At 60.6% G+C, this 20,798-nt stretch carries 21 protein-coding genes and 2 tRNA genes; 13 read left to right on the forward strand and 10 right to left on the reverse strand.

Annotated features, from left to right (window positions below; all coding sequences use genetic code 11):
* Nucleotides 1-116 precede the first annotated feature (116 nt).
* The 6 genes from rpoN to IG629_RS18465 form a co-directional block, all read right to left on the reverse strand.
* Nucleotides 117-1,700 (reverse strand): RNA polymerase factor sigma-54, encoded by a 1,584-nt coding sequence (gene rpoN / locus IG629_RS18440; RefSeq protein WP_193173393.1) that lies wholly within the window; start codon nt 1,698-1,700, stop codon nt 117-119.
* Nucleotides 1,701-1,711: 11 nt separating this feature from the next.
* Nucleotides 1,712-2,506 (reverse strand): LPS export ABC transporter ATP-binding protein, encoded by a 795-nt coding sequence (lptB, locus tag IG629_RS18445; protein ID WP_193173394.1) that lies wholly within the window; start codon nt 2,504-2,506, stop codon nt 1,712-1,714.
* Between the two features lie 46 nt (nt 2,507-2,552).
* A complete protein-coding gene (locus IG629_RS18450; protein ID WP_193173395.1) occupies nt 2,553-3,392 on the reverse strand; it encodes an LptA/OstA family protein in 840 nt (279 codons plus the stop codon).
* Nucleotides 3,392-4,099 (reverse strand): LPS export ABC transporter periplasmic protein LptC, encoded by a 708-nt coding sequence (lptC, locus tag IG629_RS18455; protein WP_193173396.1) that lies wholly within the window; start codon nt 4,097-4,099, stop codon nt 3,392-3,394. The genes IG629_RS18450 and lptC overlap by 1 nt, the downstream gene beginning before the upstream one ends.
* A gap of 172 nt (nt 4,100-4,271) precedes the next feature.
* Nucleotides 4,272-4,883: a ribonuclease D gene (locus IG629_RS18460; RefSeq protein ID WP_193173397.1), complete on the reverse strand. Its 612-nt coding sequence runs from the start codon at nt 4,881-4,883 to the stop codon at nt 4,272-4,274.
* 175 nt (nt 4,884-5,058) lie between these two features.
* Nucleotides 5,059-5,145 (reverse strand) — tRNA-Leu (locus tag IG629_RS18465).
* Between the two features lie 228 nt (nt 5,146-5,373).
* On the opposite strand from IG629_RS18465, the gene IG629_RS18470 reads away from it, so the two are divergent.
* Both IG629_RS18470 and IG629_RS18475 read left to right on the forward strand, forming a co-directional pair.
* Nucleotides 5,374-6,327 carry a complex I NDUFA9 subunit family protein gene (locus IG629_RS18470; protein ID WP_193173398.1) on the forward strand — a complete coding sequence of 318 codons (954 nt, stop codon included), beginning with the start codon at nt 5,374-5,376 and terminating at the stop codon, nt 6,325-6,327.
* A gap of 579 nt (nt 6,328-6,906) precedes the next feature.
* Nucleotides 6,907-7,257 carry a hypothetical protein gene (locus IG629_RS18475; protein WP_193173399.1) on the forward strand — a complete coding sequence of 117 codons (351 nt, stop codon included), beginning with the start codon at nt 6,907-6,909 and terminating at the stop codon, nt 7,255-7,257.
* Between the two features lie 89 nt (nt 7,258-7,346).
* On the opposite strand, the gene IG629_RS18480 is transcribed toward IG629_RS18475, so the two are convergent.
* The 4 genes from IG629_RS18480 to IG629_RS18495 all read right to left on the reverse strand — a co-directional run bounded on the left by IG629_RS18480 (nt 7,347) and on the right by IG629_RS18495 (nt 9,747).
* Nucleotides 7,347-7,742: a response regulator gene (locus IG629_RS18480; RefSeq protein WP_193173400.1), complete on the reverse strand. Its 396-nt coding sequence runs from the start codon at nt 7,740-7,742 to the stop codon at nt 7,347-7,349.
* A gap of 1 nt (nt 7,743) precedes the next feature.
* Nucleotides 7,744-8,850, reverse strand: coding sequence for a sensor histidine kinase (locus IG629_RS18485; RefSeq protein ID WP_193173401.1), 1,107 nt, complete (start codon nt 8,848-8,850; stop codon nt 7,744-7,746).
* Between the two features lie 289 nt (nt 8,851-9,139).
* Nucleotides 9,140-9,215: transfer RNA gene (locus IG629_RS18490), tRNA-Ala, on the reverse strand.
* A 106-nt stretch (nt 9,216-9,321) separates the two neighbouring features.
* Nucleotides 9,322-9,747: a TIGR02300 family protein gene (locus IG629_RS18495; protein WP_193173402.1), complete on the reverse strand. Its 426-nt coding sequence runs from the start codon at nt 9,745-9,747 to the stop codon at nt 9,322-9,324.
* Between the two features lie 225 nt (nt 9,748-9,972).
* Between IG629_RS18495 and aroA the strand changes: the two genes are divergently transcribed.
* The 11 genes from aroA to IG629_RS18550 form a co-directional block, all read left to right on the forward strand.
* A complete protein-coding gene (gene aroA / locus IG629_RS18500) occupies nt 9,973-11,319 on the forward strand; it encodes a 3-phosphoshikimate 1-carboxyvinyltransferase (RefSeq protein WP_193173403.1) in 1,347 nt (448 codons plus the stop codon).
* Nucleotides 11,316-11,948 carry a (d)CMP kinase gene (cmk, locus tag IG629_RS18505; protein ID WP_193173404.1) on the forward strand — a complete coding sequence of 211 codons (633 nt, stop codon included), beginning with the start codon at nt 11,316-11,318 and terminating at the stop codon, nt 11,946-11,948. Before aroA ends, cmk begins: the two co-directional genes overlap by 4 nt.
* 211 nt (nt 11,949-12,159) lie before the next feature.
* Nucleotides 12,160-13,878: a 30S ribosomal protein S1 gene (gene rpsA, locus IG629_RS18510; RefSeq protein WP_193173405.1), complete on the forward strand. Its 1,719-nt coding sequence runs from the start codon at nt 12,160-12,162 to the stop codon at nt 13,876-13,878.
* Between the two features lie 234 nt (nt 13,879-14,112).
* Nucleotides 14,113-14,394 (forward strand): integration host factor subunit beta, encoded by a 282-nt coding sequence (gene ihfB, locus IG629_RS18515; protein WP_028467651.1) that lies wholly within the window; start codon nt 14,113-14,115, stop codon nt 14,392-14,394.
* A gap of 116 nt (nt 14,395-14,510) precedes the next feature.
* Nucleotides 14,511-14,852 carry a LapA family protein gene (locus IG629_RS18520; protein ID WP_193173406.1) on the forward strand — a complete coding sequence of 114 codons (342 nt, stop codon included), beginning with the start codon at nt 14,511-14,513 and terminating at the stop codon, nt 14,850-14,852.
* 23 nt (nt 14,853-14,875) lie between these two features.
* Complete coding sequence (locus IG629_RS18525) at nt 14,876-15,517, forward strand: phosphoribosylanthranilate isomerase (protein WP_193173407.1); 642 nt, start codon at nt 14,876-14,878, stop codon at nt 15,515-15,517.
* Nucleotides 15,518-15,641: 124 nt separating this feature from the next.
* Entirely contained in the window at nt 15,642-16,871 is a 1,230-nt protein-coding gene (gene trpB, locus IG629_RS18530) for a tryptophan synthase subunit beta (protein ID WP_193173408.1), read from the forward strand.
* Nucleotides 16,871-17,707: a tryptophan synthase subunit alpha gene (trpA, locus tag IG629_RS18535; RefSeq protein WP_193173409.1), complete on the forward strand. Its 837-nt coding sequence runs from the start codon at nt 16,871-16,873 to the stop codon at nt 17,705-17,707. The genes trpB and trpA overlap by 1 nt, the downstream gene beginning before the upstream one ends.
* A gap of 37 nt (nt 17,708-17,744) precedes the next feature.
* Nucleotides 17,745-18,665, forward strand: a complete 921-nt coding sequence (accD, locus tag IG629_RS18540; RefSeq protein ID WP_193173410.1) for an acetyl-CoA carboxylase, carboxyltransferase subunit beta — start codon at nt 17,745-17,747, stop codon at nt 18,663-18,665.
* Between the two features lie 70 nt (nt 18,666-18,735).
* On the forward strand, nt 18,736-20,007 hold the full coding sequence (locus IG629_RS18545) for a bifunctional folylpolyglutamate synthase/dihydrofolate synthase (RefSeq protein WP_226886920.1): 1,272 nt from the start codon (nt 18,736-18,738) through the stop codon (nt 20,005-20,007).
* A gap of 132 nt (nt 20,008-20,139) precedes the next feature.
* On the forward strand, nt 20,140-20,798 hold a 659-nt coding region (locus tag IG629_RS18550), incomplete at its 3' end, for an SDR family NAD(P)-dependent oxidoreductase (protein ID WP_193173411.1).

Raw genomic sequence — 20,798 nt, forward strand, 5'->3', positions numbered from 1 at the left:
GCACCGGTAAAATAAGCCCGAACGCCGCCTATCCAGCGAAGGCGCGGAACTTATTCGCGCCCAAGGGGAGAGTCAAGCATTGCGCTTACCGGTTTCCTAAGCTCCCGACAATTAGATCAAATTCGCATCGACTTTTCGCGCCTCCTCTGAACCGACGAGGGAATTTTCATCGCTTCGCGATACTTGGCGATTGTTCGCCGCGCGATATCGACGCCTTGCCCTTTCAGTATTTCCACGATGCGATCATCCGACAGCACTTTGGTTGGTGGTTCCTCGTCGATCAATTTCTTGATTTTGAACCGGACCGCCTCCGCGGAAAGGGCATCACCACCCGCCGATGATGCGATGGCACTGGTGAAGAAGTACTTAAGCTCATAAATACCGCGCGGTGTCGCCATGAACTTGTTCGATGTGACCCGGCTGACGGTACTTTCATGCATTTCGATGGCCGCTGCGATATCGCGCAGCACAAGCGGCCGCAGATACTGGATGCCGTGCTGGAAAAAGCCGTCCTGCTGGCGGACGATCTCACCGGCCACTTTCAGAATCGTCGTCGCCCGCTGGTGCAATGATCGCACAAGCCAGTTTGCCGACTGATGGCACTCGCTCAGATACTCCCGGTCGGACTTCTGTTTCGGCGCCCGGCTGACCTGCGACAGATACGCGTTGTTCACCAGCACGCGCGGCAGGGTGTCGGGATTGAGCTCCACAATCCATGTTCCGTCCGGCGCCGGACGCACCAGCACATCCGGCACCACCGCTTCGCTACTGTCCGGCTCGAAGGCGAGGCCCGGTTTCGGGTTGAGGGAGCGGATCTCCTCGACCATCTCGGTCATGTCTTCGACATCCACACCGCAGACTTTCAACAATGCCTGCATGTCGCGCTTGGCCAGCAATGGCAGATTATCGAGCAGGGCCTGGATTGCCGGATCGAGCCGGTTCCGGTCCTTCAGCTGCAAGGCGAGGCATTCTGAAAGGTTCCGGGCAAAAATACCCGGCGGGTCCAGGCTCTGCAGTTTTCCGAGCACCGTATCGACGGCCTCGCTGGGACAGGCAAGCCGTTCGGCCACGTCTTCAAGGTCGCCCGTGTAATATCCGGCATCATCCAGGGAATCGAGCAGATCGGCGGCAATGATGCGCTCGTCCGGCTGGACGATATCGAGTGTTATCTGTTCAAGAAGGTGCTCACGCAGGGTCTTGTCCTGCCCGACGGACTCTTCCAGGCCCGGCAAATCCTCGCCACCGCGCCCACCGCCACCGCTGCCCGCACTCTCCCAGCTGCCGAGGGTCGGAGACAGGGAAGGGTCCGCCTCCTCGACACTGGCGCTGCTCCAGTTGTTGTCGTAGTCAGAATCGCCGGGATCATCATTACCCGCCGGCAAGGATTCCGCGCTCGTCCGGTCCACTGTATCGGGCCCGTCCGGTGCCTCGTCCCAGCCGCTTTCGGCCGCATCGCCCGGGGTGCTCTCCCCCTCGACCGCCTTGTCATAGGCCGCGAGATTATCCGCCTCGAGCGCTTCGAGCGTTGCCGGCCCGTCGCCGTCATCCCGTTCGAGCAGAGGGTTTTGTTCAATCTCCGCTTCGACGAATTCGTTGAGCTCAAGATTGTTGAACTGCAGCAGCTTGATCGCCTGCTGCAGTTGCGGCGTCATGACCAGGTTCTGGGACTGTCTGAGATCCAGTCTGGCTGAGAGCGCCAAGGTCGGTCTCCCTAGAGCCTGAAGCGGTCGCCGAGATAGACCCGGCGGACGTCAGTGTTGGAAACGATCTCGTCCGGCACGCCGTCCATCAGGACCTTGCCATCATGCAGGATGAAAGCCCGGTCGACGATATCCAGAGTCTCGCGCACATTGTGATCGGTGATCAGCACGCCGATGCCACGATCCTTCAGATGGGAGATCAGATCCCGGATTTCCCCGACGGCAATCGGGTCGATACCAGCCAGCGGCTCGTCGAGCAGGATGAAATTCGGGTGCGATGCCAGGGCGCGGGCGATCTCGACCCGGCGCCGCTCGCCACCCGACAGTGCGATAGACGGCGTCCGGCGGAGATGGCTGATCGAGAATTCCGCCAGCAGATCTTCCAGCAAGGCATCCCGCTGGCCGGGATTCTCCTCGACGATTTCAAGCACCGCGCGGATGTTCTGCTCGACCGTCAGTCCCCTGAAGATCGATGCCTCCTGGGGCAGATAGCCGATGCCGAGCCGGGCGCGCCGGTACATCGGCAGGTCCGAGATATCCGCGCCGTCGAGATGGATGGAGCCGTAATCCGCCGAGATCAGCCCGGTGATGACATAGAAACAGGTGGTCTTGCCGGCGCCGTTCGGGCCGAGCAAACCAACCGCCTCGCCGCGCTGCACGGAAAGGCTGACATCGCGCAGCACCGGCCGCGATTTGTACCGCTTGCCGAGATTTCGCACGACGAGCCCGCGATTGCTGCTCACTAGGCGTGGCCCATCGCCAGTTCCAACAGGACTGTCGGCCGCACCGATATTGCTGTCGCTCATCCCTAGCCTATGCCCCGCTTTCCGGTGTGCCGTTTGCCGTGACGGGTCATTTCTTGCCCGTCTTCGGATTGAACAATCCCCTGACCCGCTGCCGTGCTCCGTTCGGACCAGCCAGCAGCTTGCTGATACCGGTCTTCAGATTCACTTCGGCCCGTTCGCCGTTCAGCTGGTTATCGCCCCGGGTGATCCGCACATTCCCCTGAAGGATAGCGGTCTCCGAATCGACATTGTAGATGCCTTCGTCCCCGCGCGCGACCTCCTCGGCCGTGGTGATCACGACATTACCGACCGCATCCATGCGTTTCGCGACCAGAGTGCCCTGGGCATCTTCCTCGAACCGGGCGATCAATGTGTCAGCCCTGATCGTCCGATCATCCTTCTTCGCCTCGGCGTTACCGCGAGCAACGGCGATCTGACGCTTGTCCCAGTATTCCAGGCTATCGCGCGCCGTGATGGTCTCCGTTCCGGTTTCCAGACGAGGCGGCGCCTTGGTTCCGAGCATGACGGCGACGGCCTCGTCCAGATCGTAGACTGCCCGCTCGCCATAGCCGGTCTGTTTATCGGAGGTGATCACGACATTGCCGATCGCCTCGAGCCTGTAGATATCCGTAGCGCCGTCCTGGTCGCGGTAGAGCGCAGTCAACGTATCGGCGGCAACGGTCACCCCGCCCCGCTCGGCCCTGGCATTGCCACGCGCCACATACATCTGCTCTTCGCGGATCCACTCAATACCGTCATCCGCCTCGACGGTAACGGGCGCATCGTCACCATTGGCAGATTGAAGCGATTGGCCGTATGCATCGGCGGAACCATAGAGGGTCGCCACAAGAAGAGACACGGCACCAAAAACAGCACAGAATTGCCGATGAAAAGACTGATAACGCATTAATTCACGCCCTGGGGCTTGCCGCCCTGGAATTGAGCCGGGAAGAAGACAATCCTGCTTTTGCCGGTAAACACAATGCGCTCGCCCCGGTCATAGATCCGGAACCCCTCTCCGGTCGCGATTCCACTCTGACCATGGGCACTGACCGGATCATCGCTCATCGCCATACCTTTATCCAGCAAGACCCGCGCGGTATCTGACGTCACCGTGTAGCCATGATCGTGGAATACCGTCACACCGCCGGCCAGATCGATCGTTTTCTGCTTTTTGTCGTAAATTCCGGTGGCAGCGGAAAGCGCCATCCATTCATCCTCGTTGACCGCGAGGTCGGCCTGCGGATTGACCAGATCGAGCCGGTCGTCGCCATGAGACTGCTGGCTCGCCCGGGACGCCGTCACTTCGTACGGACGGTGCTCCTCATCAACGCCGACATAGCGTGGCTGATCCATGCTGAGACCGTCTGTCGCCGCGACAAGAACGTTCTTCACCTTGTCGCCAAGCCGGAATTTCGTGTGGTCGGGGATCAATTGCGGCCAGCTGATGATGAGCGCGATGATTGCCAGCGCCAGCGCCGGCAGGATCAGCTTCATCAGCACGACAATACGGCTGGCGCGAAACTGGGCGGCTCTCAGGGAACGCGGACCGCTCGGAGTAAACCGGCGGCCGTCAATATTCTCCCCCAGCTTTTCCGCAGTTTGGTCGGCCATCCATTCCTCTTTCGTGATTCACTTGGAATCACCTCGGATTCCCGCGTGTGGCACCAGCCCGTTCAGATCGGCATCGACATGCGCGCCACTTTGGCCCGACAATTGCTTGTCTATACGGCGAGAGTATGGCGAATGACCGCTAAAGGGTCAACGAATCCCGATGATTCCGCCGTCAATGAGCAAAAATATCCTCACCGCCATAGCCGATCAGATCGAGTGCCGCACGGGTCGGAAGATAGCCAAAGCTTGCAGCGGCGATCCCGTCACGGCCTTCACGCACAAGGCGGCGATCCAGCTCTTCGCGCAGTTTGTGCAGATAGAGCACGTCGGATGCCGCATAGGCCATTTGTTCCTCGGTCAACTCGTCCGCACCCCAATCCGAAGATTGCTGCTGCTTTGACATGTCGATGCCGAGCAACTCCCGGCACAGATCCTTGAGACCATGGCGGTCCGTATAGGTGCGCACCAGCTTGGACGCGATCTTCGTGCAATAGATCGGAGCCGTCACCACGCCGAGATAGGCCTGCATGACTGCGACGTCGAAGCGGGCGAAGTGGAACAGCTTCAGGACATTCGGGTCCGTAAGCAGCCGGGCCAGATTCGGAGCATTGTGCTCGCCCCTGGCGAACTGAACGAGATGGGCATTGCCGTCACCGGAGGAAAGCTGAACCACGCAGAGCCGGTCCCGCTCGGGGCGCAGCCCCATGGTCTCGCTGTCGATCGCCACCACCGGCCCGAGATCGAGACCGTCCGGCAGATCGCCCTTGTGCAATGTGATCGTCATGGGGTTCTCCTGCTCCGTCTCGCCCAAGGCCGCTGAACGGCCACGTGTAAATCAGGTCCTACGACAGAATATCGGGACCCGCCAACGGTTTTGCGATTTCTTTTAGGAGAGATGGTGCCCCAAGGCGAAGCCGGATCGAACAAACATCCGGGTATCAGATCGACTTCAGGAGAGATGGTGCCCAGGAGAAGACTCGAACTTCCACGACCTTGCGGCCACTGGCACCTGAAGCCAGCGCGTCTACCAATTCCGCCACCTGGGCACAACCGGCGGGTAGGTGTCCGCCGGTGAGGCCGGGTAAATGCCAGCACGCGGCGCGTCTGTCAAAGGCTTTTTACCGTGAGATGACAATCCGGTTGCCCATCATGTCGTGGACCGGGATTTTTGATCGCCCGGGCCGCTCTGCTATATTATAAGCGGCGGTAAGATTATGGAATGCGCCTCCGGTTTTGCTGGGACCGAAATGGCGCGCTTGAGAAGGACAACAACCATGTTCCGAGGCAAGAAGGTCACCGTTTTCGGCGGCTCCGGTTTTATCGGCCGTAACATCGTGCGCGAACTCGCGCAGCAGGGCGCCCGGGTGACCGTCGGCTGCCGCGATGTCGAGGGCGCCAAACACCTCAAGGTGCAGGGTGTTGTCGGGCAAGTGACGCCAGTGCATGTCGATGTGACCAAGGGAGATGGCATTGCCGCAGCCCTGGAAGGCGCGGACATGGCCATCAACCTGTGCGGCATCCTGTTCGAGAGCGGACGCAACCGGTTCGACGCAGTTCAAGGCACCGCAGCAGGTGTGATTGCAGCCGAAGCCGCGAAAGCAGGCGTTACCAAGTTCGTTCATGTTTCCGCCATCGGCGCGGACGAGAACTCAGCATCCCGCTATGCTCGCAGCAAGGCCGCTGGCGAAGCGGCCGTGAAAGGTGCCTTCCCTGCCGCAACCATCCTGCGGCCAAGCATCGTCTTCGGCCCCGATGACGATTTCTTCAACCGCTTTGGCGGAATGGCGGAAACGATGCCGTTCCTGCCTCTGATCGGTGGCGGCCATACAAAATTCCAGCCGGTCTATGTCGACGATGTCGCCCGCGCCACATTTGCGGCTCTGACGTCGGATGCAGCAGAAGGCAAGACCTACGAGCTCGGCGGCCCGACCATCTACAGCTTCAAGGAACTGATGGAACTGGTGGTGGCACAGACCGGACGCAAATGCCGGCTGATCGATATCCCGTTCTGGCTTGCCTCCCTTGAAGCAACCTTCCTGGAATTGCTGCCGACACCGCCACTGACCCGCGATCAGGTGGTCCTGCTGAAATCCGATAATGTGGTTTCAGAAGGCGCAGCGACTCTGCAAGATCTGGGCATCACCCCGACCGCCTGCGAAGCGATCCTGCCGACCTATCTGGACCGGTTCCGTCCCGGTGGCCGGTACAACCGCTTCCGAGCCGCTTGAAATTATTCAGATCCTACGCCCCTCCGTTAAAGCGTGAATCTAGAGACAAGCAACCGATAGCCCGTGCCTGCTTTCAGCCTATATGTGATCGCTGAATACGACGGGAGATAGGCTTAGACACCAGCTGGTGTCTAAGCCTTGCGGCAATATTCACGATTAATCGGCCATCCAGTATCGAGCAGGGCGAAACGCCGCTGCCCGCGCCCTCGCGCGCGCGGTTGGCTGACGTTGACTAATGCAAACTGGCGCACAAACCCCAAACACGCCAGAGCCCCACAATGACCAGAATAAAAATAATAAACCTGCCTGAATTAGCAGGTTTTAAAATATTTATTCAAAACATATAATCAATTCCTATCTTTTTACCGAATATTGTGCGCAGGTGTGCGCAGTCAAATATTGCAAATATATTTTGCATCAATAAGAAAAAGATATTTGTGTGAAATAAATATTTGACGTTTTGAAACCATTACACTGGAAAGGGAACCGCGCTTACAGAAAGTGCCGGATCCTACCCGAAGAAACGTCACACTGAATTTGAACCTGCGGCCATGGCGCCGCCAGATGGAGTATCGGAAATTGACATTACCTGAATGGCTTAAGCCAGCCGTGCTTGGCTTTGGACTTGGTGCAGTCACTGTCATGATAGTGGGCTTTTCCTGGGGCGGCTGGGTGACCGGCAGCAAAGCGGACAAAATTTCCTCTGACAGGGCAGATGTCGAAGTCGTAAAGGCTTTTGTTCCAGTCTGCGTTGCCAGGTCAATATCGGACCCGAATGCAGCCAAGACACTGGCCGAACTGGAAAAAGCGCAAACCTATAATCGCGACGATGTGATCATGGACTCCGGCTGGGCCACGCTGCCCGGTGCAAACAGTCCCTCCCGGCCACTGGCATTGGCCTGCATCGAAAAAATCATGGAAAAAACCTGAGGAAACACCGCCATTCAGGCGCAGTGGTGCCTGACCAAATCGTGTGTATACAGGGCAAGCAAGACCAGCGACGCCGAAGCCTTACCGCTTCAATGCGGTAAGGTTGACGTTCTGAGATTCTCCGGAAGAAATTTTTCAAGCTGAGGCACGAACTTTCGTGCCTCGATCGGCTTGGTGATATAGCCGTCAAAGCCGGAATCGAACACTTTCTGCTCGACACCGTCCGTCACCAGCGCGGTGACCGCGACCAGTGGAACTCTCTTAAGAATCGTGTCCCCGCGAATCTCACGGGCAACCCCGAACCCATCAAGACCATCCATCAGAAGATCGCACAATACGAGATCGGGACGCGCTTCCCTGGCGGTTTGAAGCCCGGCATAGCCATCCTCGGCAGCCAGAACCTTATAACCAAAGGCCTCGAGGATAACACGCAAGAGCTTCAGGTTCGCCGGCAGATCCTCGATGACCAGAATCTGAGTCGTCATTTCATACTCCCTTTTGGGGTAATGACAGGGTGAATTTACTGCCCTGTCCTTGCGCCGAGGAGAACTCGATACGCCCTCCCAGCCGCACAGCCAGTTGTTGGCTGATGAAAAGCCCTATCCCCGTGCCTTCTTTTTCCTGGTCCCGGTTTGCCCGGTAGAACATTTCGAACAGGCGCTCCCGCGCCTCGTCGGGAATCCCTATGCCGGTATCGGTGACTTCAAACTGAACGGCAGCACCGTCGCCTCTTCCGCAACGGCGGATCCGGACTGTCACGTCTCCCCGGTCGGTATATTTGACGGCATTTCCGACGAGATTGATCAGAATCTGCGTCAGCATGCGGTGGCTGCTCTTGAGCTTGATCGGCTTCTCCGGGCCATCCAGCTTAAAAGACAGGCCCTTGGCCGATGCTTCCCGCTCCATCATCTTGCACACCGCCGAGGCGGCATCGCGCCCATCGATTTTCTCGATAATCATGTTCTCGGAATTGAATTCGGGCTGCATCAGCGAGAGAAGCTGATTGATCAGGGCCAAAAGATGTTCCGCGCTTTGCTCGATCGTTTTGAGGTGATCCTGCTGCTCGTCGTTGAGTGGCCCGGAGAGCCCCATCAGAAGAGTGGCCGCAAACCCAGATATCGCGTTCAGCGGCGTGCGGAGCTCGTGAGACAGGCTGAACAGGAAGCGGTTCACATTCACCAGCTTCTCGAGCTCAACCTCGTTTGCACGCGCCCGCCGCTCCCGCTCAAGGCGCTCCGTCACGTCCCGGATAGCACTCAGTATGAGTATGTCGCTTCCGACAGGAACAGGACTGAGGCTGATTTCGACAGGGAACTGCTCCCCCGACCGCCGGACCCCCTGCAATTCATAATTGGAGGCCATATTGCGGGCTCGCGGCGCCTCGACATAGCGTTCACGGAAGCCGACATGGCGTTTGCGATGCGCTGCCGGCATCAGCATCTCGACCTGACTACCGACCAGTTCGGATTTTGAGTAGCCGAACAGTTCCTCGACGCGGCCGTTCGTCATGGCGATCTGACCACCGGAATCGACGATCAGCATGGCGTCGGGAACTGACTCGAGGAAGAGTTCCAGGTTTTGAGCACTAAGCAATTTCTGTGCATCTCCAGCGCCAATAAAGCGCTTCAGCATTCAGTCATCACCGGCCCCAATGTCCGACGCTAAAGTAGATTTATGATGAAAATCAATTTTTAATTGGCATAAAGGTGAAATTGAACAACCTGGTATTAACGCGCGCAAAACACGAGCTCTCGGAGATACCCGCCAAGCGATGCTGCGTGCTCCATTTTTTTACGGGAGCGCAGAAACTAGGGAACCCGTAATTTCCGAATGAAAGAGGCCTGAAATGGACGAAGCCCGCCAGTTTCCCGGCGGGCTTCGATGGTGGAGCCAAGCGGGATCGAACCGCTGACCTCTACAATGCCATTGTAGCGCTCTCCCAGCTGAGCTATGGCCCCGATAACCTTGCGCCGGTTTGGGCCCCGGCGCGGGTGGGCTCGCTATGTAGCGAGCCCAGTCCGTCGGATCAAGTGCTTTTTGACGATATCGTCAAAAGACCTGCGATCAGAGATCTTCGTCGTCTTTTTTGACAACAACGACATCATCGTCGTCATCGTCATCGTCATCGAGAAGAGCGTCGTCAACATCGGCGTCATCGTCGATATCGGCGATCAACGTGTCGTCACCGTCGGCATCATCATCATCGCTGTCATCATCAGCGTCATCTGCGACGACGGCCTTTTCGTCATCCGAGGCAAGTTCCTCGACGCCATCGTCCTCTTCCTCGAGTTCAGCGTCCTCAGCCTCTGCTGGTTTCTTTTTCTTCACGTCCGCCACCGGAACCGGACGCGCCCGACGGCTTTTCAGCACCGCCTCGGGATCGTACTCGGTTTCGCATTTCGGGCAGACGATGGGAGATTTCATCAGGTCATAGAAGCGCGCGCCGCATGATTGACAGGTGCGCTTGATGCCCCATTCCGGTTTTGCCACGTCGTTTCTCCGACAGCCACTCGACTCAAAATCGCTATTCAACGAGGCGCCGAATAGCTGTGATGCATGTATCTGTCAAAGTGAAAATGCACAATGGAGAACCCCGATTCCCGCCAATCGTGCCTATTTCTCCCAGACAGGCCGCAAGCCTCTGTGATAGAGAGCCTTCGGTCAACCCGAAGCCGACGCGTTTTTTTAAGCGGCGCAAAGCCCCGTGAGAGCCCCATGACGACCCTAAGCTCATCCAAAAGCACCGCCCTCACCGGAACACTCAAGGTTCCAGGCGACAAATCGATCTCCCACCGCTCCCTTATTCTCGGCGGCCTCGCCATCGGCCGGACAGCGGTTTCCGGTCTGCTGGAAGGCGAGGATGTACTCGCGACGGCCGCCGCCATGCGCGCACTCGGCGCCAGCGTGAACAGGCTGGACGACGGCACATGGGAAGTCTTCGGACGCGGTATCGGCACACTCGACGAGCCGGAAGACGTGCTCGACCTCGGCAATTCCGGGACGGCTGCCCGTCTTCTCATGGGACTGGTCGCCGGCCACCCGATCAATGCCGTCTTTACCGGGGATGCATCCTTGCGCCGCCGCCCCATGGGCCGGGTCATTACCCCGCTAAGCCAGATCGGCGCCGCCTTTCATGGCCGTACCGGGGGCCGCCTGCCGCTGTGCGTCGAAGGCGCCACCGATCCGCTGCCGATCCGCTATACGCTTCCTGTCGCCTCTGCCCAGGTGAAATCGGCGATCCTGCTCGCCGGTCTGAACACGCCGGGCGAGACCACGGTGATCGAGCCGGAAAAAACCCGCGACCATACCGAAACCATGTTCCGCCATTTCGGAGCGGAGGTGCGGGTCGAGGATCTGCCCGAGGGGCGCGTTATCACGCTCACCGGCCAGCCTGAATTCAAGGCGCGCGATATTGTCGTGCCGGCCGATCCTTCTTCAGCCGCCTTCCCGGCCGTGGCAGCTCTTGTTACGCCGGACTCCGACATCACCCTGCCCGCCGTTGGGCTGAACCCGCTGCGCTTCGGCGTATTCGAGACCCTGATAGAGATGGGGGCGGATATCGAGATCTCGAACCGCCGGGTCGAGGCCGGCGAGCCGATCGGCGACATCCGGGTCCGCAGCAGCGCGCTGAAGGGCATCGAGGTTCCAGCCGAACGCGCACCGAGCATGATCGACGAATACCCGATCCTCTCCGTCGCCGCCGCTTTTGCCGAAGGCGCAACCATCATGCGCGGTGTCGGTGAGCTGCGGGTCAAGGAGAGCGACAGACTGGGTGCCATGGCCCGCGGCCTTGCCGCCACAGGCGTCCGTGTCGAGGAGGGCGAGGATACGCTTGCCGTCACCGGCTCCTCCAACGGCGTGGCGGGCGGCGCGACAATTGCGGCCGATCTCGACCACCGGATCGCCATGTCGTTTCTCGTCCTCGGCATGGGGGCACAGGCGCCGGTCGTCATCGACGATGGCCGGACCATCGACACCAGCTTCCCCGGCTTCGCCGACCTGATGCGCGGCGCCGGCGCGAAAATCGCCAAAACCATGACAGACGGCGGAGCCGCTGCATGATGATCGCCATCGACGGACCTGCGGCTGCCGGCAAGGGCACGCTCGCCCGGCGCCTGGCCGATCATCTGGGCTATGCCTATCTGGACACGGGATCCTTATATCGTGCCGTCGCGGTCATGTTGCTGCGTAGAAACGGTGACCCGGAAGATGCCGAGGCCGCCACGGAAGCAGCCCGCACGCTGGATCTCGACCTGCTGGGCAGCCCCGATCTGCGCACGGGCGAAGCCGGTGCCGCCGCGTCCAAGGTCGCAGCGGTCCCCATGGTCCGGGCTGCACTGACCGATTTCCAGCGGCAATTCGCAACGCATCCTCCGGGCAATGCCGGTGGCGCGATTCTGGATGGCCGGGACATCGGTACGGTGATCTGCCCGGACGCAGACCGGAAACTCTTCGTCACCGCCTCTGTGGAAGCGCGGGCCGAACGGCGATTCAAAGAGTTGCAGGAACGGGGCGAGGCCGCTATATATGCGCGCGTTTTGCAGGATATGCGTGAACGTGATGCCCGCGACGCCGGTCGGAGCGATGCCCCGATGAAGCAAGCGGACGATGCGATCCTGATCGACACGTCGTCGATGACCCCTGACGAGGCCTTTGCGGCCGCACTTAGGGTAGTCGGAGACGCGGGCTGATCAACACAGACTGCTGAACATGAGAGATGCCAGTCATTAGGTCCGATGACCGGTTTTGGAAACCAACGGTGGCTGACAGGCTCAGCCGCGTTCCAACCCCGGACCGGGTGGAACGGTCCCGCGATGCGGGACGCAAATCCAATTTGCACAGCCACCATGAACAGATGCCGGCGAACCTCGGTTTTCCGGCAAGACCCATTGAGGAGCTTACATGGCTGATACAGCCGGAGCGGTCCAAGAACCGGAAATGACTGAAAATTTTGCTGCCCTGCTCGACGAGTCCTTTGGCGACGTCACGAGCATCGAAGGCAGCGTCGTAAAGGGCACCGTTGTCTCTGTAGACAATGATGCGGCTCTGATCGACGTCGGACTGAAGTCCGAAGGCCGTGTGGCGCTGAAGGAATTCGGCAACCCGGGCCAGAAAGCCGAACTGAAGCCTGGCGATATCGTCGAGGTCTATGTCGAGCGCATGGAAGACCGTAACGGCGAAGCCATGCTGAGCCGTGAGAAGGCCCGCCGCGAAGAAGCCTGGGCGGTTCTGGAAACCGGTTTCGAAAACAACGAGCGTGTCACCGGCACCATCTTCGGCCGGGTCAAGGGCGGCTTCACCGTCGACCTCTCCGGCGCCGTGGCCTTCCTGCCGGGCAGCCAGGTCGACATCCGTCCGGTTCGCGACATCGGCCCGCTGCTTGGTACGCCGCAGCCGTTCCAGATCCTGAAAATGGATCGTCGCCGTGGCAACATCGTCGTTTCCCGCCGTGCCGTTCTTGAAGAGTCCCGCGCCGAAGCTCGCTCCGAGCTGGTTGCGAACCTCCAGGAAGGCCAGGTCCTCCAGGGTGTGGTCAAGAACATCACCGACTACGGTGCGTTCGTGGATCTCGGCGGTGTCGACGGTCTGCTGCACGTCACCGACATCGCGTGGCGCCGCATCAACCATCCGAGCGAAGCCCTGCAGATCGGGGCGACCGTCAAGGTCCAGGTCATCCGCTTCAACCCGGAGACCCAGCGTATCTCCCTCGGCATGAAGCAGCTTGAGGCCGATCCGTGGGAAGGTGTGGATCTGAAGTATCCGGTCGGCACCAAGTTCACCGGCCGCGTGACCAACATCACCGACTACGGTGCGTTCGTCGAACTCGAGCCGGGCATCGAAGGCCTGGTCCACGTCTCCGAAATGAGCTGGACCAAGAAGAACGTGCACCCGGGCAAGATCGTCTCCACCAGCCAGGAAGTCGAGGTCATGGTCCTCGATGTCGATCCGGCGAAGCGGCGTATCTCTCTCGGTCTCAAGCAGTGCATGGCCAATCCGTGGGACGATTTCGTCACCGCATATCCGGCCGGCACCGAGATCGAAGGCGAAGTCAAGAACATCACCGAATTCGGTCTGTTCGTTGGCCTCTCCGGCGAGATCGACGGCATGGTTCACCTCTCCGACCTCTCCTGGGAGCAGTCGGGCGAGGAAGCCATCAAGGAATTCAAGAAGGGCGACATGGTCAAGGCGAAGGTCCTTGACGTGGATACCGACAAGGAGCGCATCTCCCTCGGAATCAAGCAGCTCTCCGAGGATCCCTTCGAGTCCGGTGCTTCCGATCTGCGCAAGGGTGCGGTTGTCACCTGTACCGTGACCACGCTGACCGACAACGGTCTCGAGGTTGCTGTCGGCGAAGGTCTGCACGGCTTCATCCGCAAGTCCGACCTGTCCCGGGATCGCTCCGAGCAGCGTCCGGACCGGTTTGCGGTTGGCGAAAAGGTCGATGCCAAGATCACCCAGATCGACAACAAGACGCGCAAGCTGACCCTGTCGATCAAGGCCCGCGAAGTCGAGGAAGAGAAGAAGGCCATGGCCGACTACGGTTCCTCCGACAGCGGCGCCAGCCTGGGCGACATTCTGGGCGCGGCCCTGAAACAGCGAGAAGAAGGACAGCAGGACTAAGGCATAGCCTGTCCTACTGTTTCTCGAAATGCGGCGCCGCCCCGGTTTGGGCGGCGCCGTTTTCGTATCCATCGTGACAAATCCGCACTTCTGATTTCATGAAGTGCGTTTTTATTATGCAAATGAGAGACTTACACTTGACGAACCACGGTAAAATTCGGTTTTATTGTGGCGATGTCCAGTCCTGGCGCGGGAAGAGCGAGCCAGACGGTCAATTGGGGGAGCGTGGCAAACATGACCAAATCTGAGTTGATCATGCGTCTTGCCGAGGCGAACCCTCACCTTTATCAGCGCGACGTGGAACGGATTGTCTCCGCAATCTTCGACGAGATCTCCGATGCCCTGGCAAGCGGCGACCGTGTCGAACTCCGCGGCTTCGGTGCATTTTCCGTGAAAAAGCGTGACGCCCGTGTCGGCCGCAACCCGCGCACCGGCGACTCTGTGCCCGTTCAGGAAAAGTTTGTGCCCTTTTTCAAGACCGGCAAGCAGCTGCGCGACCGCATTAACGACGGCTAGAGCTTTCCGGCTTCCGGACAGAATCACAAATACATTCGGACAATGCGTCACGGGGGCTTCGATCCGCGTGTGTGATCGCCTATATTCAATGGCAGTTTCGTAATTACGGTAGTGCCATGGCCCGCAGATCCTTTTTTGCAAAGACGCTTCTCCTGCTGATCGGGCTACCGATCATGGCGGTTGTCGTCCTGTTCGCGATCTCCAACCGTCACCTTGTCGAGGTCGGCTTCTGGCCGTTGCCGATGATTGTCGAGGTGCCTGCCTATATTCTCGGCCTCTGCACCATGGCGTTCGGCTTCATCCTCGGTGTCGTCGCCACCTGGATCAGCGGCGGGTCGACCCGCCACCGGGCCCGCCTGGCCGAAGGCAAGGCGCGGCGGCTGGAAGAAGATCTGGATCACAAGGCCCACGAAGTCGAGGATCTCCGGAAAGCCCTGCCGGCCCCGGAAAAGCGCTGAGAACCGAGAAAGTCGAGACACCAATGGACGTCAAGATCTGCGGCTTGAGAACGCCGGAAGCCGTCGAGGCAACCGCTGCGTCCGGGGCCAGCCATATCGGTCTTAATTTCTTTCCGCCCTCTCCGCGCTCTGTCACGCCCGAGGAGGCGAAGGAACTTGTGCGCCATGTCCCGGAAGGAGTGAAGGTCGTCGCCCTCGTTGTCGATGCCGACGACGCGCTCCTCGATGCAATCTGGACGAACGTGCACCCGGACATCTTCCAGCTGCATGGCAAGGAGAGCCCGGACCGGGTCCGCGAGATCAAGGCCCGCTACGGCGTTTCGGTCATGAAGGCGATACGTGTCGCCGAGGCTGAGGATGCGCGCTCGGCGGAAGCTTATGACGGGATCGCCGACGTCATCCTGTTCGATGCCAAGCCGCCGAAAGACAAGGACAAGCTGCCCGGCGGTAACGGGCTCATTTTCGACTGGGTGGCGCTCCAGGCCTACAGGGGCAAGACACCCTGGATGCTGGCAGGTGGGCTTGATGCGTCGAACGTTGCAGAAGCCATCCGGGTAACCGGCACAAAGGCGGTCGACACCGCCTCCGGTGCCGAGGATGCGCCCGGCGTGAAGAACCCGGACAAGATCCGGGCATTCGTCAACGCCGCGTTGCAGGCAGATTAACGCCCGAAATGCCCTTCCCAGCCTTGCCTTACAAAGGCGCGCAACGCATTATGCGGCGTTTCGCGAGCGTCCTGAATACACGCCTCGACTCCACAAGCCCCGATCCGACGAGGAAGCCTGATAAATGGCAAGCTCCACGCCAGTCCTGAACTCATTCCGCAATGGCCCCGACGAGAACGGCCATTTCGGTATTTTCGGCGGCCGTTTTGTCGCCGAGACCCTGATGCCGCTGATCCTGGAGGTCGAAAAGGCCTACCTGACGGCGAAGGGCGATCCGGACTTCTGGGCGGAGATGGAATATTACCGGAAGCACTATATCGGCCGTCCGAGCGCGCTCTATTTCGCGCCCCGGCTGACAGAGCATTTCGGCGGCGGCAAGCTCTACTTCAAGCGGGATGAGCTGAACCATACCGGTGCTCACAAGATCAACAACGTGATGGGCCAGGCCCTGCTCGCCAAGCGGATGGGCAAGACCAAGATCATCGCCGAGACCGGCGCCGGCCAGCACGGTGTCGCCACCGCGACCGCCTGTGCCCTGTTCGGCATGGAATGCGAAGTCTTCATGGGCGCCGAAGACGTGAAGCGGCAGAAGCCGAACGTCGACCGCATGCGCCTGCTTGGGGCGAAGGTGGTTCCGGTGACCTCCGGCTCCTCCACCCTGAAGGACGCCATGAACGAGGCCCTGCGTTACTGGGTCTCGAAGGCGGAAACCCATTTCTACATCATCGGCACGGCCGCCGGCCCGCATCCCTATCCGGCCATGGTCCGCGATTTCCAGAGCATCATCGGCGAAGAAGTCCGCTGGCAGCTTGAAGAAGCCGAAGGCAAGCTTCCGGACGTGCTGGTCGCCTGCATCGGCGGCGGCTCCAACGCCATCGGCCTGTTTCACCCGTTCCTGGATGACGAGAGCGTCGAGATCTTCGGTGTCGAAGCGGCCGGACACGGCATCGACAGTGGTGAGCATGCCGCATCGCTCACCGGCGGAAACCCGGGTGTGCTGCACGGCAACCGGACTTACCTGCTGCAGGACGATGACGGGCAGATCACCGAGGCGCATTCGATCTCGGCCGGTCTCGACTATCCGGGCATCGGCCCGGAGCATTCCTGGTTGCATGAGAGCGGCCGGGTGAAATATGTCAGCGCCACCGACACGGACGCACTGAAAGCCTTCGCCCTGTGCTCCAAGCTGGAAGGCATTATTCCTGCTCTGGAGCCGAGCCATGCGCTGGCCTATGTCGGCTCCATGATCGGCGATCTGGCGAAAGACAAAATCGTGGTCATGAATCTCTGCGGCCGTGGCGACAAGGATCTGGATGCGGTGATTCCGCGGCTCGAAGAAATGGGCGAACTCTGATGGCTTACACCGCTTCCCGCCTCGACACGTCTTTCGCGGCCCTGAAGGCCGAGAACCGCGCCGGTCTCGGCATTTTCATCACCGCCGGCGATCCGGACCCCGAGACCTCCCTTGCCATCATGAAGGCTCTGCCGGGTGCAGGCGCTGACATGATCGAATTCGGCATGCCATTTTCCGATCCGATGGCGGACGGCCCGTCGGTCCAGGCCTCAAGCCAGCGGTCGCTGAAGGCCGGCGGCAGTATGGTAAAGACCCTCGCTCAGCTCCGTGCTTTCCGGGAAGACGACAAGACCACGCCGGTCGTTCTCATGGGCTACTACAACCCGATCTATATCTACGGGGTCGAGCGGTTCCTCACCGACGCAATCGAGGCCGGAGCCGACGGTCTGATCGTTGTCGATCTGCCGCCTGAGGAAGACGAAGAGCTGTGCCTGCCCGCCGTAAAGCGCGGCCTGCCTTTCGTCCGGCTGGCAACGCCGACAACGGACGATGCCCGCCTGCCGACGGTACTGACCAACACCAGCGGTTTCCTGTATTATGTCTCGATCGCAGGGGTCACCGGAACAGCCGAAGTCCCGATCGACATGGTTACGGCGGCCCTGGCACGCCTGCGCAAGCATACCGATATTCCGATCGGTGTCGGTTTCGGTATCAAGACGAAAGAGCAGGCCGCAGCCGTTGGTACGGTGGCAGATGCCTGCATTGTCGGATCGGCCGTGGTCGATGCCATCAGGGATTCGCTCGACGGGTCCGGCAAGGCGACCGGCAAGACCGTCGGCGCCGTGACCGCGCTTGTCTCCGACCTTGCAGCCGGTGTACGGAACGCCCGGTCTTAGAACAGTATAATCACCGCAGCCTGCGGAGAGGACGGATATGAACTGGATCACCAACTCGGTCCTGCCGAAGATCAAGGCGCTGGTGCAGCCGCGCGATGTTCCGGACAATCTCTGGATCAAGTGCGGCGGCTGTGGCGAGATGATCTTCCACCGCAATCTCGAGGAAAATCAGCAGGTCTGCCCGAACTGCCAGCATCACATGCGGATCGGCGCGGAAACCCGAATGGAAATGCTGTTCGACGATGACAGCTACAACCGGATCGAGCTGCCGAAGCCGGTTCTCGACCCGCTGAAATTCCGTGATCGCAAGCGCTATACGGACCGCCTCAAGGAAGCCCAGGCAAAGACCGGCGCGGATGATGCAATCATCGTCGCGCACGGCAAGATGGGCGGGGCGCCGGTGGTTCTGGCCCTGTTCCGGTTCGATTTCATGGGCGGCTCCATGGGCGCCGCGGTTGGTGATGCGCTGGTCCGCGCGGCCGAACTTGCGAAAGCCCAGAAAGCTCCGCTGGTGGTCTTCCCCGCATCGGGCGGCGCCCGCATGCAGGAAGGCATCCTGTCGCTGATGCAGATGCCCCGCACCGTGATCGCGCGGGAGATCGTCCGCGAGTCCGGGCTGCCCTTCGTCGTCGTGCTGACCGATCCGACCACGGGCGGCGTCACCGCCTCTTTCGCCATGCTCGGCGACATCCATATTGCCGAGCCGGGAGCCATCATCGGTTTCGCCGGTCAGCGGGTCATCCAGGAAACCATCCGCGAGCAGTTGCCGGACGGCTTCCAGCGCTCGGAATATCTGCTTGAGCACGGCATGGTCGACATGGTCGTGCACCGCAAGGATCTGCGCGACACGCTGATCCGCGTCTTCTCTATGGTCCGCGACCCATTGCCGAAGGCAGTCGTCGTCGCCCTGCCGAAAACGGACAAGCCGAAGAGCGAAGAGGACGACAGCGAGAGCTGAGCGTATCCCGCCGCTGGAGGATCCTGAGATTTCCGTACCCGCGCTCTCGCCGCAGACGATCCTGGACCGGTTGCAACGCCTGCACCCGAAGCTGATCGACCTGTCTCTCGATCGCCTTGAAAGGCTGCTCGGCCTGCTCGGCAATCCGGAGCAAAAGCTGCCGCCGGTGATCCATGTCGCCGGCACCAACGGCAAGGGTTCGACCATTGCCATGCTGCGGGCGATCTACGAGGCCGCGGGCCGCAAGGTCCACGCCGACACCTCGCCGCATCTCGTCTGCTACAACGAGCGCTTCTATATCGCCGGCAAGGAGATAGAGGACGCGCCCCTGGTCGCGATTCTGGAAGAGTGCGAGCGGGTCAATGGCGGCACGCCGATCACCCATTTCGAAATCACCACGGCAGCGGCTTTCCTTGCCTTCTCCCGCACCCCGGCGGACGTTCTGCTGCTTGAAGTCGGGCTCGGCGGCCGGTTCGACGCGACCAACGTGATCGACAAGCCCGCCGTCTCCGTCATTACGCCGATCTCGATGGACCATATGGGTTTCCTCGGCGACACGATCGAGAAGATCGCTTTCGAGAAGGCCGGCATCCTGAAGCCCGGCGTCCCGGCGGTAATCGGCCCGCAAGACCCGGCGGCGCTCGCAGTGATCGAGGCCCGCGCGGCGGACGTCGGCGCTCCGCTCTACCGGTTCGGTCATGAATGGACCATTGCCGAGGGCGGCGACGGCATGCTTTTCAGCACCGGCGGCAAGACCCGGCGCTATCCGCGCCCGGGGCTGCTCGGCGCGCATCAGGTTCTCAATGCGGGACAGGCGCTGATGGCGGCCGATCTCGCCGAAGCCTCCGTCAAGACAACCGAAGGCGCCCGCGCCAAGGGCATTGCCGAGGCTTCGTGGCCGGCCCGGATGCAGCATCTGGAAAGCGGCGCTCTGACGGAATATCTCAATCCCGGCTCCAGCCTCTGGGTCGATGGCGGCCATAACGAGAGCGCCGGCGAAGCGGTCGCGAAAATCCTCGACGGCTGGGCGGCCGAGCCCGGTGCCCTGCCGGTCTACCTGCTGTTCGGCTCGCTCAATACCCGCGATCCTGCCGCCTATCTGAAATACATGCGCGGACGGGCTCAGCGGCTCTATGTCCTGCCGATCCCTGGCGAGGAAAACAGCCTCACCGAGGACGCACTGATGGACGGCGCCAAGCGCGCGGCCCTGCCCGCCATTCCGGTTTCCAGCGTCAAGCAGGCGCTGCGCGACAGCCAAAAAAAGGGCAAGTCCGTGCGCTTCCTGATCTGCGGCTCTCTCTATCTCGCCGGGCACGCGCTCGGACTTAATCAAAACGCCTGATCTCTCGGGCGTTATCTTGTTTTCAGTCGTCATCCCTGCGAAAGCAGGGAGGTGGAGATCATAGGATTGTTTCTGTGATCGCTGGGTTCCCGTGTGCACGGGAATGACAATTTTCAAATGGGGAGCGGCAGTATGGATCTCGGACTCAAAGGCAAGAAAATCATCGTCACCGGCGGCACCCGCGGCATCGGACTGGCAATCGCCGACGCCTGCGCGGCGGAAGGCGCGTCCGTCTCGATTTGCGGTCGGACCGAAGCCAGTCTCACGGCTGCGGCGGAGCAGCTCGCGCGCCATGGCGGCGTGGTCCATACCGCGCCCTGCGATGTTGCGGACGCGGATGCGGTTGCAGCCTATATAGACGCGGCGGCAACAACGCTCGGCGGCATTGACGGGCTGGTGAACAACCCCTCCGGCTTCGGCGCCTCCGATGACGAGGATGGCTGGGCGAAGAGCATGGATGTCGACCTGATGGGCGTGGTCCGGGCGACCTGGGCGGCCTATCCGCATCTGGTTGCGAGCAAAGGCTCCGTCCTCACGATCTCCTCGATCTCCGGTATCGGCGCTTCCGGCTCGATCCCCTATGGCGCGGTCAAGGCGGCCGTCATCCAGCTGACCCAGAGCCACGCCAAGAAATTCGCCGCCGACCGGGTCCGGGTAAACTGCATCGCCCCCGGCTCCATCGAGTTCCCCGGCGGCAGCTGGGAGCGGCGCAAGACCGAAGCGCCGGACGTCTACACCTCCACCCTCGCCGGTATCCCGTTCGACCGCTACGGCACGCCGGAGGAAATCGG

The organism is Nisaea nitritireducens (assembly GCF_014904795.1).
GTDB classification, from domain to species: Bacteria; Pseudomonadota; Alphaproteobacteria; order Thalassobaculales; family Thalassobaculaceae; genus Nisaea; species Nisaea nitritireducens.

What these genes read in the sequence shown, in the direction of transcription:
- IG629_RS18520 (WP_193173406.1), top strand. Translation starts at nt 14,511, where the DNA reads ATGGCCCGCAGATCCTTTTTTGCAAAGACGCTTCTCCTGCTGATCGGG.
- trpB (WP_193173408.1), top strand. Translation starts at nt 15,642, where the DNA reads ATGGCAAGCTCCACGCCAGTCCTGAACTCATTCCGCAATGGCCCCGAC.
- IG629_RS18470 (WP_193173398.1), top strand. Translation starts at nt 5,374, where the DNA reads ATGTTCCGAGGCAAGAAGGTCACCGTTTTCGGCGGCTCCGGTTTTATC.
- trpA (WP_193173409.1), top strand. Translation starts at nt 16,871, where the DNA reads ATGGCTTACACCGCTTCCCGCCTCGACACGTCTTTCGCGGCCCTGAAG.
- IG629_RS18525 (WP_193173407.1), top strand. Translation starts at nt 14,876, where the DNA reads ATGGACGTCAAGATCTGCGGCTTGAGAACGCCGGAAGCCGTCGAGGCA.
- lptB (WP_193173394.1), bottom strand. Translation starts at nt 2,506, where the DNA reads ATGAGCGACAGCAATATCGGTGCGGCCGACAGTCCTGTTGGAACTGGC.
- rpsA (WP_193173405.1), top strand. Translation starts at nt 12,160, where the DNA reads ATGGCTGATACAGCCGGAGCGGTCCAAGAACCGGAAATGACTGAAAAT.
- ihfB (WP_028467651.1), top strand. Translation starts at nt 14,113, where the DNA reads ATGACCAAATCTGAGTTGATCATGCGTCTTGCCGAGGCGAACCCTCAC.
- accD (WP_193173410.1), top strand. Translation starts at nt 17,745, where the DNA reads ATGAACTGGATCACCAACTCGGTCCTGCCGAAGATCAAGGCGCTGGTG.
- IG629_RS18450 (WP_193173395.1), bottom strand. Translation starts at nt 3,392, where the DNA reads ATGCGTTATCAGTCTTTTCATCGGCAATTCTGTGCTGTTTTTGGTGCC.
- cmk (WP_193173404.1), top strand. Translation starts at nt 11,316, where the DNA reads ATGATGATCGCCATCGACGGACCTGCGGCTGCCGGCAAGGGCACGCTC.
- IG629_RS18460 (WP_193173397.1), bottom strand. Translation starts at nt 4,883, where the DNA reads ATGACGATCACATTGCACAAGGGCGATCTGCCGGACGGTCTCGATCTC.
- aroA (WP_193173403.1), top strand. Translation starts at nt 9,973, where the DNA reads ATGACGACCCTAAGCTCATCCAAAAGCACCGCCCTCACCGGAACACTC.
- lptC (WP_193173396.1), bottom strand. Translation starts at nt 4,099, where the DNA reads ATGGCCGACCAAACTGCGGAAAAGCTGGGGGAGAATATTGACGGCCGC.
- IG629_RS18480 (WP_193173400.1), bottom strand. Translation starts at nt 7,742, where the DNA reads ATGACGACTCAGATTCTGGTCATCGAGGATCTGCCGGCGAACCTGAAG.